This is a genomic window from Enterobacter sp. EC_64 (genome assembly GCF_019584165.1).
Taxonomy (GTDB): Bacteria; Pseudomonadota; Gammaproteobacteria; order Enterobacterales; family Enterobacteriaceae; genus Enterobacter; species Enterobacter roggenkampii.
Genome location: NZ_VDAS01000005.1, coordinates 143,289 through 156,009, shown reverse-complemented (window position 1 = coordinate 156,009; position 12,721 = coordinate 143,289). Strand labels below are relative to the sequence as shown.

Here is a 12,721-nt window from a genome sequence, read left to right as displayed (position 1 = left end):
AGTTTTCGCGTTTACTATCAGCGACCTTTTTATTTCGACGTGAGGGATTATGCGTTTCCGGCAATTGCTACCGCTCATCGGGGCACTCTTTTCGCTGTACATCATCTGGGGCTCAACCTACTTTGTCATTCGCATCGGCGTGGAAAGCTGGCCGCCGCTGATGATGGCGGGCATCCGCTTCCTTTCGGCGGGTATCCTGCTGCTGGCCTTCCTGATGCTGCGCGGGCATAAACTTCCCCCGCTGCGCCCGATGCTGAATGCCGCCCTGATCGGCCTGCTGCTGCTGGCAGTGGGGAACGGGTTTGTGACGATTGCCGAGCACCAGAACGTCCCGTCCGGGATCGCCGCCGTGGTCGTTGCCACCGTACCGCTGTTTACCCTCTGCTTCAGCCGTCTTTTCGGCATCCGCACCCGCAAGCTGGAATGGCTGGGGATTGGGATTGGGCTGGCCGGCATTGTTCTGCTCAACAGCGGCGGCAACCTGAGCGGAAATCCGTGGGGCGCGGTGATTATCCTGATCGGCTCGATGAGCTGGGCGTTCGGCTCCGTCTACGGGTCGCGTATCGAACTGCCGACCGGCATGATGGCCGGTGCGATTGAGATGCTCGCCGCGGGGATTGTCCTGCTTCTGGCCTCCACCCTGACGGGAGAAAAGCTGACCGCGCTGCCGGACCTGTCGGGCTTTCTCGCGGTAGGCTACCTGGCGCTGTTTGGCTCTATCATCGCCATTAACGCCTATATGTTCCTGATCCGCAACGTCTCACCGGCGGTCGCCACCAGCTACGCCTACGTTAACCCGGTCGTGGCCGTGCTGCTCGGGACAGGACTGGGAGGAGAAACGCTCTCGCCTGTGGAATGGATTGCTTTAGGGATCATCGTGTTTGCCGTCGTACTGGTCACGCTGGGCAAATATTTGCTGCCGGCAAAACCGGTGGTCACGCCTTGTGAGGTGGAGAAACCGTAAGCAGGTGAATACCCTGCGTGTCGATCTGCGCGGTCTGACCGCCGCCGCAGATCCACTCTTCCAGCCGTTCGCGCAGATCGGTATCGTTCAGCTTTAGTCTGCCTCTCAGCGCACACTCCCAGACAATCAGCACCCGCCAGCCCTGCGCAATAAGCATTGAGAGATCCCGTTTGTCGCGCTCGACGTTTTTACCAATCTTATCCAGCCAGAAATCGGTGCGCGTCGCGGGGACTTTAAACAGATAGCAGTCGTGATGGTGCCAGAAGCAGCCGTGAGTAAATATGATGCACTGCCAGGCGTCGATGACGAAATCGGGACGACCCGCCAGGGCGGGATCCTGCACGCGAAAGTCAAACCCTGCCTGCGTCAGCAGCGCGGCCAGGCGCTTTTCAATGGCGGTGTCACGCGTGCCGATGGCACGCATGTTTTTACTGCGCGTAGCCTTATCGTGAACGTCCGTCATTGACGGCCTCACTCTGGCGTAGCGCCACCGCCTGTCTGATGCGCGGAGCCAGCAGTTTTGCGACAGCCGCAAACGCGGGAACGACGACCGAGTTACCAAACTGGCGGTACGCCTGGGTGTCTGAAACCGGAATGCGGAAACCGTAGCCTTGCGGCGTTTCAAAGCCCATCAACCGGGCGCATTCCCGCGGCGTTAATCGCCGTGGGCGATGACGCTGGTTGTGCGGATCGTCGAAATCTTTTTCACCCAGCGCCTTGTCCCAGCCTCTGTCGATCAGGATTTCCGCGCCGTCTTTATAGTAGCGAGCAGACAGCGTGCGGGTGACGCTGTGCGGATCGTTCGGGTTGACCATCCCAAAACCGAAGCCGTTGCCTTTCGCCTGATGCTTCTTGGCATAGCGGTAAAGGTATTTCCACAGCACCGGGGTCAGGATAAATTTCGCGTCGACGACCGGTTCCAGCAGGTCGGCCACGGTAGGACGGCGCTCGGGATACAGAGAAGGAATATCCCGCAGGGTGAAATCCCCTTTAAGATTGAGATCGCGGCGGAAGCCCACCAGCACGATACGTTCGCGATGCTGGGGCAGGAAATGTTTCCCATCAATGATTTTAGGATCGTCCGCGCCCATGTCCTCTGAATCGGCCACGTCATAACCCAGCTCATCCAGCGTTTGCATGATAATGCGGAAGGTCTTCCCGCCGTCGTGGCTTTTTAAGTTTTTGACGTTTTCCAGTACAAAAATGGCTGGACGACGGGCGTCAATAATGCGCGCCACGTCAAAAAACAGCGTTCCCTGCGTATCGCAGGCGAAACCGTGGGCGCGTCCGAGGGCATTCTTCTTGGAGACGCCGGCCAGCGAAAAAGGCTGGCACGGGAAGCCGGCCAGCAGCACGTCATGCGCGGGGATCGTCTGACGAATATGCTCGGCGGCCTGCTCATCGCTCACGCCGCTTTTATGGCTCAGGGTGACATCGCGAATATCGGCGTTGAAATGATGCTCGTGCGGGTCGCAGTACCAGTTGGCCTTATAGGTACGCACGGCGTGCTTGTTCCACTCGCTGGTAAATACGCACTGTCCGCCGATAGCTTCAAAACCGTGCCGAATACCGCCGATACCGGCAAACAGATCGATAAACCGGAAGGCATAGTTCGGGTGCGCGGCAGAAGGTCGCGGAAGCAGGTTTTGCAGATAACGAAACTCGCCTTCACTCAGGCGACGCCCTGCTCGCTCGCTGGTCAGCAGACGTTTAAGGATCGCCGGGCTCCAGTGGCTTTCGCCGTGCGCCACCAGCAGACTGGCCAGCGTTTTAGCATCATAGATATCCAACAGCTGGCGAAGTAAGGCCTGCACCGTTGCCGTTGATTTCTCAGCCTGCGCGGGCGCGGGCTCTTTCACTGCTCGATTTTCCTGCATTCTTTTAACCGGAGAGTAAAGACTGGGAACAGATTACCACAGTTCAGTTGCGCAAACTGCGACGGAAGCGGCTCAGCACCTGGCTATCCAGCCCGAGGCAGTCGCCGTGTAATTCGGCGCTGAGTTTCGCCATAAACTGGATCAGAAAATCGGCATTGTGACGTGCCAGTTCGCGGCCCATTTCCGTCTGCATTGTATCAGGCAAACGCAGCAGCTTGGTCTGAAAATGGTCGAGGGCAAATGCCCTATCGTCGAGAGGGCGCGCATCGGCAAAGGGATCGTCCGCGTCAAATAGCGGCACGCCCAGCGCGCCCGAGACGGCAAAAACGCGCGCCAGGCCGATAGCACCTAACGCTTCCAGCCGGTCAGCGTCCTGCACTATTTTGGCTTCCATACTCTGCGGCGCGATTTCGGCGCTAAAGCTGTGCGCCTCAATCGCGTGCGCGACGGCGGCAATATGCTCTGGCGGAAAGTCCGGAAAGTCGCGGCGCAGAATGTCGCTCGTCTTACGCGCGGCGAGCCTTGACGACTGACTGCGTTCGGGATGATTTTTCGGCAGGCTGACAATATCGTGAAAATAGCATGCGGCCAGAATCACCCGCGGCTCGACCGCGTGGTGAACCATGATTTTTTGCGCCGTCATCCAGACCCGTCGAAAATGCGAAATATCATGTGCGGTATCGTCGTTCTGATGATTTTCCTTGAGCCAGCGCTCAAAGCCATGCTGCCACCGGGCCAGTTCCATCGTCATGTCCTGTTGTTAAAAAGAGGATGAATTATAACATAGCCAAATTAAATAAATTAAAAAATAGAAATGCGAAATATTTAATAATAATTACACCTTATAAATTCAATTAATTAATTCACTGGAAAAATAAAGAGATTTATAGAAATAATTTGAAATATTTCATCGAATTTTATTACATTTATTTTTGAAACTAAATCACATCTCCTGGAATAGTATCAACCCTGTAATTACGGAGGGTAATTACATATATTCATATAAATTATCTTTTAAAGAGAATATATAATGAAAAGAAAAGTTCTGGCAATTCTTGTACCCGCGTTATTAATGGCAGGCGCAGCAAATGCGGCTGAAATGTACAACAAAGACGGCAATAAAGTTGACCTGTACGGTAAGGTTGATGCGCGTCATACCTTCTCTGACAACCCTGGCGACGACGGCGATGAAACCTATGTACAGATTGGTTTCAAAGGCGAAACCCAGATCACTAACGACCTGACCGGTTACGGCCAGTGGGAATATAAAACCTACGCTAACGATACCGAAGGCGCGGGTGATAAATCCTTTAACCGTCTGGCATACGCTGGCCTGAAATTTGGCGAATACGGTTCATTTGATTATGGCCGTAATTACGGCGTCGTGTACGACGTTGAAGCGTGGACCGATATGCTGCCTGTATTTGGCGGTGATTCCTACACCTGGACTGATAACTTTATGGTTGGCCGTACCAACGGTGTTGCGACCTATCGTAATAATGATTTCTTTGGTCTGGTTGATGGCCTGAACTTTGCGCTGCAGTATCAGGGTGCTAACGAAGGTGCTAACGCTAACGAAGATCAGGAAGGCACTAAAAACGGTCATAAAGACGTACGCTTCCAGAACGGCGACGGCTTCGGTATGTCCACCTCCTATGACTTCTCTGGCGATCTGTCCGGCCTGAGCCTGGGTGCAGCGTACTCTTCTTCTGACCGTACCAACGATCAGGTTGCCTACGGCAAAGCCGCAGAAAGCATCGGTTTTGCGGGTGGCGAAAAAGCTGAAGCCTGGACCGTTGGCGCGAAATACGACGCAAACAGCGTTTACCTGGCGATGATGTATGCGGAAACCCGCAACATGACGCCAATCGGCAACGTTGGTATCGCCAACCAGACTCAGAACTTTGAAGCGGTTGCACAGTACCAGTTCGACTTCGGTCTGCGTCCTTCCCTGGCATGGGTTTACTCAAAAGGTAAAGATCTGGACGGTAAAGGATTCAATCAGGATCTGGTTAACTACATCGACCTGGGCATGACCTACAGCTTCAACAAAAACTTCTCCACTTATGTTGATTACAAAATCAACATGCTGGACAACGATGAAGCGCTGTATGACGCATACGGTATTTCCACCGACGACATCGTTGGTGTGGGCATGACCTACCAGTTCTAACCTCTAAAAATACCAAAGGCCGCATCTGCGGCCTTTTTTATTTCTTAACGGTACGTATTACGGCGCTTCCTGCAGCGCCACGCGGATAAACCCGTTATTCTGCGCCAGCAACTCATGAGCTTTCCACGCATCCAGCCCTGTCAGCACCATCAATACCGCTGTTTTACAGTGATGGTTACAGCTCTCCAGCGCCGCTTTTGCCTCCGCCCGGGAGCATCCCCCCGCTTCCATTACAATGGCGATTTGACGTTCGGCCCATTTGGTGTTGCTTGCCTCAAGATCCACCCGCAGGTTGCTGTATACGCACCCGGTTCGAACGGCCAGCCCGGTAGCGATCATCGAGAGGATCATTTTTTGCGCGATCCCCGCTTTGGTGTTGAGGTAGCCGGCCACCACATCGGCACCCAGTTCGGGGGCTATAACCATACTCGCCAGCTGCGCGGCTTCACTTTGCGCATCACCGGTAATCACGGCGACCGGCGAACCCAGCGACCATGCATGCCGCATCGCTCCCCAGACCCACGGCGTTTTTCCGCTGACGGTCACGGCCAGCATCATATCGTCTTCACCAAATTTAATGGCCTGCAGGTCGGAAACGCCGCGCTCGTAGCTCCCTTCCCCCTCTTGTGCCGTTACGGCCATCACAGGGGTTTTGCCCGGCGCATAGTCATCGGCAACCTGTTGCGCGACGCGGCCAGACGGCCCCGCCCCGACAATGACCAGGCGACCACCGTGATTGAGGGTCGCGGCGGCGTTATCCACCGCACGGGCAATCGTCTGTAAACAAGGGGTGATAGCAGCAGAAATGAGTGCATCATCCTGGTGAATGACTTTCAGCATGTCCAGCGTGGACAATCTATCGATATTCATCGTGCTGGCGTGCCGTCTTTCCTTGACCGAACCGGTAAGCATAATGCTCATAAACAGCCTCCTTATTATGAGTACCCACACACTATAAAGTGTTTTATATAGATGACCTGCGAGGAGGGTCACGAAAAGAGGACCAAATCCACGCTTTTACATGGCTTTAAGAAAAGTGCGTCATCGGCGATAATTACCCCCTTACTTAATCATCGCGGAGTATTGATGAGCGATTTGCAGCCTTTCCTACCGACGCGCAAGCGCCCCATGAAACTCAATACGCTGGTCACGCTGATGGTGTGCGCGATTATCGGTTCAGTTCTGCTGGTGGTTTTTGCGCTCTATTCGGTGCAGATCACCCGCGCAACGCGCGATGATGTCAAAGACACCGCGCTCGGCATTGCCCGCACCCTCGCCGACAGCCCCGAGATCCAGCGCGGCCTGATGCAGGCACCGCAGGAGAACATTATTCAGCCCATCGCCCAGGCGGTGACGAAGCGAAACGATCTGCTGTTCACCGTGGTCACTGATATGCGCGGGATCCGCTACTCTCATCCGAATGAGGCGCTGCTCGGGCTGCATTTTATCGGTGACGATTTAACCCCCGCGCTGGAAGGCAAAGAGAACGTTTCGGTTAACCGGGGCGCGCTCGCCGAAGCGCTGCGCGTTTTTACGCCCGTCTACGACGCCCAGCACGAGCAGATTGGCGTGGTGGTCGTCGGAATCTCCCTGAATAAGGTTGAAGAGCAGATCGCTCGCGGGCGGCTCAACGCCGTCTGGACCATTTTGTTCAGTATTTTTATGAGTTCTATGGCGATTTGGGGTCTGGTGCGGGTTCTGAAGCGCATTCTGTTCGGGCTCGAACCCTACGAAATCTCCGCCCTGTTCGAACAGCGCCAGGCGATGCTGCAGTCGCTTCGCGAGGGTGTTCTGGCCGTTGATATACACGGGCGCGTGACGATGATTAATCAGACCGCCAGAGAAATATTGCTTCTCCCCTCCGGCAAGCAGACCGAAAACACCAGCGCGCCCCTGCTGGCCAGCCTGCGTGACGTTTCGAAGACGGGCGTCGCACGCCAGGATCAGGAGATCAGCTGCAACGGTCGGCTATTGCTGTGCAACATGGTCCCCGTGAAAAGTCAGGATCGGGTGATCGGCGCCATCACCACCTTCCGTGATAAAACGGAAGTCAGCCAGCTGATGCAGCGTCTGGACGGCATGGTTAACTACGTCGATGCCCTGCGCGCCCACACCCACGAGTTTATGAATAAACTGCATGTGATACTCGGTCTGCTGAATATTAAGCGCTACGACAAGCTGGAAGAGTACATTCTCCAGACGGCACATCATTACCAGACGGATATCGGTACGATACAGAGCAAGGTAAAATCCCCGGTGGTTGCCGGGTTCCTGCTGGGTAAAATCAACCGGGCGAAAGAAGCGGGCGTCACCCTGACGCTGGCGGATGAAAGCCAGATACCGGATACCGCAAGTGAAGAGCAGGTCGCGGTGCTGATCACCGCGCTGGGCAACCTCATTGAAAACGCGCTCGACGCGATGGAAGGACAGCAGGAGGGCGAGATCGGCCTGCTGCTGCATTATCAGAATGGCTGGCTCAGCTGTGAAGTCAGCGACGATGGCCCCGGCATTGATCCCACTCAGCTGGAGTCTATTTTTACAAAGGGCTTCTCAACAAAAGGTGAAAACCGCGGCGTTGGGCTGTTCCTTGCTCGCCAGCAGATTCAGAACCTTGGCGGCGATATCTCCGTCGAGTCTGAGCCCGGCGTATTTACCCAATTTTTTGTTCACATCCCCTGGGATAGCGAGAGGAAAATCGCGTGATAAATGTGTTAATTGTCGATGATGACGCCATGGTAGCCGACCTCAACCGTCTGTATGTCAACCGTGTTGAAGGCTTTAGCTGCTGCGGCGTCGCCTCCACGCTAAGCCAGGCCGAGGCCATCATTAATGACCCCAGCCAGCCCGTCGATCTGGTGCTGCTGGATGTCTATATGCAGCAGGATAACGGGCTGGATCTGCTGCCCGTGATTCGCGCATCCGGCCGCCCAATCGACGTGATCATGATCTCCTCGGCCGCCGACGCCGCGACGATCCAGACCTCCATCCATTACGGCGTGGTGGATTATCTGATTAAACCGTTCCAGTTCCCGCGCTTTGAAGAGGCGCTGAACGGCTGGAAGGCAAAGCACAGCCTGATGGGGTCGCACCAGTATTACGAGCAGGCGGACGTCGACCGCCTGATCCACGGCGGGGCGCCGGAACTGGCGGACAGCAAAAAGCTGCCGAAAGGGTTAACGCCGCAAACGCTGCGCACGATTTGCCAGTGGATTGACGCTCACCCGGAGACGGAGTTTTCCACCGACGATCTGGCAAACGCGGTCAATATTTCCCGCGTGTCCTGCCGCAAATACCTGATCTGGCTGGCGCAAATCAATATTCTGTTCACCAGCATTCACTACGGCGCCACCGGGCGTCCGGTGTATCGCTACCGTCTCCAGCCGGAGCAAACGGGCCTGCTCAAGCAATACTGTCAGTAACGCGGTAGGTATCATCCAGCAGGGTAAAGCGGAAGTGGTGTGCTGAAGAGAACACCACTTCTTTTGTTTTGGTCACAAAGATGGCCTCAATGTCGGGGCGCGCACGCAGCGCGGCACAGCCCTTCTCCACGCCCATGCCGTACATCAGCGTGGTCCAGATATCGCCGTCGATGGAATCTTTCGAAATGATGGTGACGCTGTCCAGTTCGTTATCGAGCGGGTAACCGGTGCGCGGATCAAGAATGTGGTGATAGCGTTTGCCGTCTTGTTCAAAATAGCGCTCGTACGTTCCCGACGTGACGACGGACACGTTCTCAACGATCATCGTGCCGATCAGCGCATCTCCGGCGAACGGTTTTTTCAGCCCGACGCTCCAGCCCCCTTCCGGAGAGCCTAACGTCTGAATGTTGCCGCCGAGGTTAATCAGCCCCAGCTCCGCGCCCTCTTTATGCAGGTAATCCCGCACCCGGTCGGCGATATAGCCTTTGGCAATCGCCCCCAGATCGATCTCCATCCCCGCTCTGGTCAGAAACACGCTGCTGCTGGCCTCATCAAGGAGAACATCCTCGGGCCGGGTTATCGCCAGCAGCGACGCGATTTCATCGGCAGGCGGAACGCTGTCCCCCTGAAAGCCAATCTTCCAGCGCTTCACCAGCGGACCGATCGCCAGATTAAAGGCGCTGTCCTTGAGCAGGCTTGCCGCTTTTGCACAGCGGATCAGATCAAACACCGGCCGACTGACGGTGACCGGATGCTGGCCCGCCGCATGGTTAATGTCCATCACCTGCGAGTGCGCGCGGTTAACGGTGAGCAGATCTTCGTACTGTTTGATCAGACGAAACACGCGGGACGCGAGGGCTTCGTCATGGGAGAAGAGTTTCAGGAGGATGGGCGAGCCCATCAGAACGGCGGAGTAGCTGTAAACGCGATGGCTATCAGGCATGGCAGGAGTCCTCAGAAGTAGCCCCGGCAAGCTCCGCGCCGCCGGGGAAAATGCCGGATAGCGCTGCGCGTATCCGGCCTGGGAAGCAGGTGCCTTACATCTTTTTCGAACGCAGAGCCGCCTGATGTCCTGCAAGGGTACCAAAAATGATGATATCTGCCACTGCGTTACCGCCGATACGGTTGCCGCCGTGGATCCCGCCGACCACTTCACCGGCCGCAAACGCACCTGGCAGCACGTTGTGGTTGCTGTCCAGCACGCAGGTTTCGGTGTTGATGGTCACGCCGCCCATGGTGTGGTGCACCCCCGGTGCAATCTGAATGGCGTAGAATGGCCCTTCATTGATTGGCGCACGCAGCGCGGTGGTACGTCCAAAGTCGTCATCGTGCTGTTTTTCAACGAAACCGTTGTAACGTTCCAGGGTCGCCAGGAAAGCGTGGTAATCCATGCCGAGCGCTTCCGCCAGCGCTTTTGGCGAGCTGGCGCTGGTCACGAAGCCTTTAGCGATGTACTCATCCGCGGCTTTGTTTTTGGCGCGAACATGCTCGTCAAAGACGATGTACGCGTATTTCTCCGGCAGGGCGATGATTGACGCCGAGACTTTATCGCGGGTCGACATTTCGTTGTAGAAGCGTTCCCCTTTCTGATTGACCAGAATCGCCCCGCCGCCGCGGATGGATTCGGAAATCAGGTACGAGGTTTTCTGCTCAACGGTTGGGTGGATCTGGATCTCGCCCATATCAACCGTACCTGCCCCGATACGCTCTAGCAGCGCGATGCCGCCGCCGGTCGCCCCTTTGTGGTTGGTGGTAACGAACCCTTCCAGGTCAGGGCGGTATTTCACCACCATCTGGCTGTTAGCGCTGAAGCCACCGGTAGCGACAATCACGCTTTTCGCTGCCACGGTGAGGGTTTCGTTCTCTTCGGTGGTCAGGCGCACGCCGGTCACTTCGCCGTTTTCGAAGAGGATGTCGCTGACGGAGGTATCCAGCATCACCTCGATGTTGCGTTTGTTGACGTTACGCACCAGGCCGCTGATCAGGTAGCCGCCGACCGCTGAGCCGTCTTTTGGACGGTGGGTACGGTCAATGCTCATCCCGCCGGTGGTGGTGATGTCGTTCAGCATGATGCCGCGGGTTGCCAGCCATTCAATCGCCTGCGGCGCGTTCTCAACGAAGCGGTGCAGCAGTTCCGGGTTGTTCTTGTTGCCGCCACCTTTCAGGCTTTCCTGGTAGAACAGCTCTTTGCTGTCCTGAATGCCCTTCACGCGCTGGAAGCGGGTTTCTGCGGCGTTCATCCCGGCAGAGGCTTTAATGGTGTTGCCACCGATGGTTGGCATTTTCTCAACAATCAGCACGCTCGCGCCTTCGTCGTGCGCCTGAATCGCCGCCGCCAGACCGGCGCCGCCGCTGCCGACAACCACCACGTCCACGCTGCGGGTTTCGTTCGGGTCAACGCCCTCTTCCGCTGCCAGCGCTTTGCTGGATTTCAGCATCGCTTTAGAGACCGCCTTCTTCACCGCCTCGCTCTGGCTGGTGGCGCCGGTGATGGCATCCACGTGCGGGGTGTTGGCATCCAGAATGCGGGTACGGATCTCTTCAAAGCTGGTGACAAACTCAACGTCTTCGCTCGGGCCAGAGGCCAGCTCGATGTCTGCAATGCGGTCAGTTTCCAGACTGACGTTAATCACCAGCTCGTTCGCGTCGTCCTGCACCTTCTCAGTAAACATGCCCGGTTTGAATTTCGATTCGCCCATGCTCATGTCGCGGATCATCGCTTCCACCAGCGAGAAGCGCCACAGCGGCTCAGGAATGTTCAGCGCCTCGCGCTGGGTGCTGTCCATAAACAGCTCCAGGTTTTCCCCGGCCGCGATGCGGTCGGTCCAGTCCGGGTAAGCGATGGTGGCACGGCCAACGGCAATCAGGTCGTAACCGTGGTCCAGCGCTTCATTGGCATCGGCGGCATTCACCACGCCGCCCACGCCCATCACCGGTACCTGAGCCAGCGTTTCAGAACGCATCGCGCAGTATTTTTCGATCAGCGGCGTCGGGTCCTGGGTGTCAACAATGGAAGGACGCAGGGTCGCGCCGACGGAGAAGTGGAGGTAGTCCACGCCGCGAGCCGCCAGTTTTTCCAGCAGGTACATGGTGTCTTCAAAGCGGATGCCCGGCACTTCAAGCTCTTCAGGAGAGAAGCGGTAGCCAATAATAAAGGCGTCGTCCGCGTACTGGCGCACCATTTTGTGGGTGATATCCAGTACTGCCAGCGGGAACTTCGCGCGGTTGTCGCGGCTGCCGCCCCACTCGTCATCGCGCTGGTTAGAGTTTGGCGAATAGAACTGCTGAATCAGATAGGTGTTTGCCCCGTGGATTTCCACGCCGTCGAAGCCGGCCTGGATGGCGCGGCGCACCGCTTCACCAAACTTGCCGATCATGCCTTCGACTTCTTCGCCAGTCAGTGCCACTGGCGTTGCTGCGCCCTCACGCGGCGCGGCAACAGCGCTTGGGCCAACCGGCGTACGGCCACCGATCAGTTTCGGGTCGACCATGCGGCCGCCGTGGTAGATCTGCAGCAGGGCTTTAGATCCTTTGGATTTGATCGCCTCCGCGATTTTCGCCAGCCCGGCAATTTTCTCGTCATTATCAATCCCGATCGCGCCCGGGAAGGCGAGACCGAGATCGTCGACGAAGCAGCACTCCACAATGATGGTGCCGATGCTTCCGGAACGGGCACGATAGTACTCCACCAGTTCGCTGGTGACGGTGCCGTCGTAATAGCCGGTGCAGGTGGTCATAGGGGCCATTAACAAACGGTTTTTCAGTTCAGTGCCATTCGGTAATGTGAAGGGGCTAAGAATACGTTCGTTAGTGCTCATAATTGAAACTCCAAACTTTTTAAAATTAAGAATTCGTTATCGGATTAATTTTTTAGTTCGTCGTTATTTGCCGATGTCATGATATTAATATAATGATTTTTTTACTTTCTAAAGTTATTACGTTAGTTAAAAAACTATTTAATCCCTGCAATAACACAATTAACACATTGGTGTTAGCAAATGTCGTTTAGCCATTCACAATAATTTAAAATTCGTTAAAGAATGATTGGTAAAACCACTTTTCCAAAACACTAAAAACACCAAATAAAACAAACATGTACAAAATCACAGAAAATAAAAATGTTACAGAAATGATAAAATAAACCAATAAAAAAGGGAATACCCACATACGCCAGAGTGGTTATTAATAAAAGCATAAAAATAACGCTGCAATTCTATTTTTTTGATCGCGATCAATAGTTATGGCATCCAAAAGCGCAATATAAAAACATCATCAATTTTTAATTTAG

At 55.4% G+C, this 12,721-nt stretch carries 10 protein-coding genes; 4 read left to right on the top strand and 6 right to left on the bottom strand.

Features of this window, described 5'->3' with window-relative positions:
- The first annotated feature begins 49 nt into the window (after window positions 1-49).
- Entirely contained in the window at window positions 50-964 is a 915-nt protein-coding gene (yedA, locus tag FHC52_RS05850; RefSeq protein WP_021241392.1) for a drug/metabolite exporter YedA, read from the top strand.
- On the opposite strand, the gene FHC52_RS05845 is transcribed toward yedA, so the two are convergent.
- The 3 genes from FHC52_RS05845 to FHC52_RS05835 all read right to left on the bottom strand — a co-directional run bounded on the left by FHC52_RS05845 (window position 936) and on the right by FHC52_RS05835 (window position 3,586).
- Complete coding sequence (locus FHC52_RS05845) at window positions 936-1,427, bottom strand: very short patch repair endonuclease (RefSeq protein WP_045418757.1); 492 nt, start codon at window positions 1,425-1,427, stop codon at window positions 936-938. The genes yedA and FHC52_RS05845 overlap by 29 nt on opposite strands.
- On the bottom strand, window positions 1,408-2,823 hold the full coding sequence (locus FHC52_RS05840; protein ID WP_023293871.1) for a DNA cytosine methyltransferase: 1,416 nt from the start codon (window positions 2,821-2,823) through the stop codon (window positions 1,408-1,410). The genes FHC52_RS05845 and FHC52_RS05840 overlap by 20 nt, the downstream gene beginning before the upstream one ends.
- A gap of 61 nt (window positions 2,824-2,884) precedes the next feature.
- Entirely contained in the window at window positions 2,885-3,586 is a 702-nt protein-coding gene (locus tag FHC52_RS05835; RefSeq protein ID WP_021241395.1) for a phosphohydrolase, read from the bottom strand.
- Window positions 3,587-3,871: 285 nt separating this feature from the next.
- Between FHC52_RS05835 and ompC the strand changes: the two genes are divergently transcribed.
- Window positions 3,872-5,014 carry a porin OmpC gene (ompC, locus tag FHC52_RS05830; protein ID WP_023325575.1) on the top strand — a complete coding sequence of 381 codons (1,143 nt, stop codon included), beginning with the start codon at window positions 3,872-3,874 and terminating at the stop codon, window positions 5,012-5,014.
- A 57-nt stretch (window positions 5,015-5,071) separates the two neighbouring features.
- On the opposite strand, the gene FHC52_RS05825 is transcribed toward ompC, so the two are convergent.
- The gene (locus FHC52_RS05825; protein WP_126288284.1) at window positions 5,072-5,935 is read right to left on the bottom strand and encodes an N-acetylmuramic acid 6-phosphate etherase; all 864 of its coding nucleotides are present in this window, start codon (window positions 5,933-5,935) and stop codon (window positions 5,072-5,074) included.
- A 165-nt stretch (window positions 5,936-6,100) separates the two neighbouring features.
- Here FHC52_RS05825 and FHC52_RS05820 point away from each other — a divergent pair, with 165 nt between their 5' ends.
- Together FHC52_RS05820 and dcuR are read left to right on the top strand one after the other, a co-directional pair.
- Window positions 6,101-7,717: a sensor histidine kinase gene (locus FHC52_RS05820; protein ID WP_023293867.1), complete on the top strand. Its 1,617-nt coding sequence runs from the start codon at window positions 6,101-6,103 to the stop codon at window positions 7,715-7,717.
- Window positions 7,714-8,433 carry a two-component system response regulator DcuR gene (dcuR, locus tag FHC52_RS05815; RefSeq protein ID WP_023325577.1) on the top strand — a complete coding sequence of 240 codons (720 nt, stop codon included), beginning with the start codon at window positions 7,714-7,716 and terminating at the stop codon, window positions 8,431-8,433. The genes FHC52_RS05820 and dcuR overlap by 4 nt, the downstream gene beginning before the upstream one ends.
- Here dcuR and FHC52_RS05810 read toward each other — a convergent pair.
- Together FHC52_RS05810 and FHC52_RS05805 are read right to left on the bottom strand one after the other, a co-directional pair.
- A complete protein-coding gene (locus tag FHC52_RS05810) occupies window positions 8,414-9,376 on the bottom strand; it encodes an FAD:protein FMN transferase (RefSeq protein WP_008500295.1) in 963 nt (320 codons plus the stop codon). The two genes, dcuR and FHC52_RS05810, sit on opposite strands and share 20 nt — an antisense overlap.
- Window positions 9,377-9,470: 94 nt before the next feature.
- Complete coding sequence (locus FHC52_RS05805; RefSeq protein ID WP_023325579.1) at window positions 9,471-12,251, bottom strand: flavocytochrome c; 2,781 nt, start codon at window positions 12,249-12,251, stop codon at window positions 9,471-9,473.
- Between the last annotated feature and the right edge of the window lie 470 nt (window positions 12,252-12,721).

What these genes read in the sequence shown, in the direction of transcription:
- yedA (WP_021241392.1), top strand. Translation starts at nt 50, where the DNA reads ATGCGTTTCCGGCAATTGCTACCGCTCATCGGGGCACTCTTTTCGCTG.
- FHC52_RS05845 (WP_045418757.1), bottom strand. Translation starts at nt 1,427, where the DNA reads ATGACGGACGTTCACGATAAGGCTACGCGCAGTAAAAACATGCGTGCC.
- FHC52_RS05835 (WP_021241395.1), bottom strand. Translation starts at nt 3,586, where the DNA reads ATGGAACTGGCCCGGTGGCAGCATGGCTTTGAGCGCTGGCTCAAGGAA.
- ompC (WP_023325575.1), top strand. Translation starts at nt 3,872, where the DNA reads ATGAAAAGAAAAGTTCTGGCAATTCTTGTACCCGCGTTATTAATGGCA.
- FHC52_RS05825 (WP_126288284.1), bottom strand. Translation starts at nt 5,935, where the DNA reads ATGAGCATTATGCTTACCGGTTCGGTCAAGGAAAGACGGCACGCCAGC.
- FHC52_RS05820 (WP_023293867.1), top strand. Translation starts at nt 6,101, where the DNA reads ATGAGCGATTTGCAGCCTTTCCTACCGACGCGCAAGCGCCCCATGAAA.
- FHC52_RS05810 (WP_008500295.1), bottom strand. Translation starts at nt 9,376, where the DNA reads ATGCCTGATAGCCATCGCGTTTACAGCTACTCCGCCGTTCTGATGGGC.
- FHC52_RS05805 (WP_023325579.1), bottom strand. Translation starts at nt 12,251, where the DNA reads ATGAGCACTAACGAACGTATTCTTAGCCCCTTCACATTACCGAATGGC.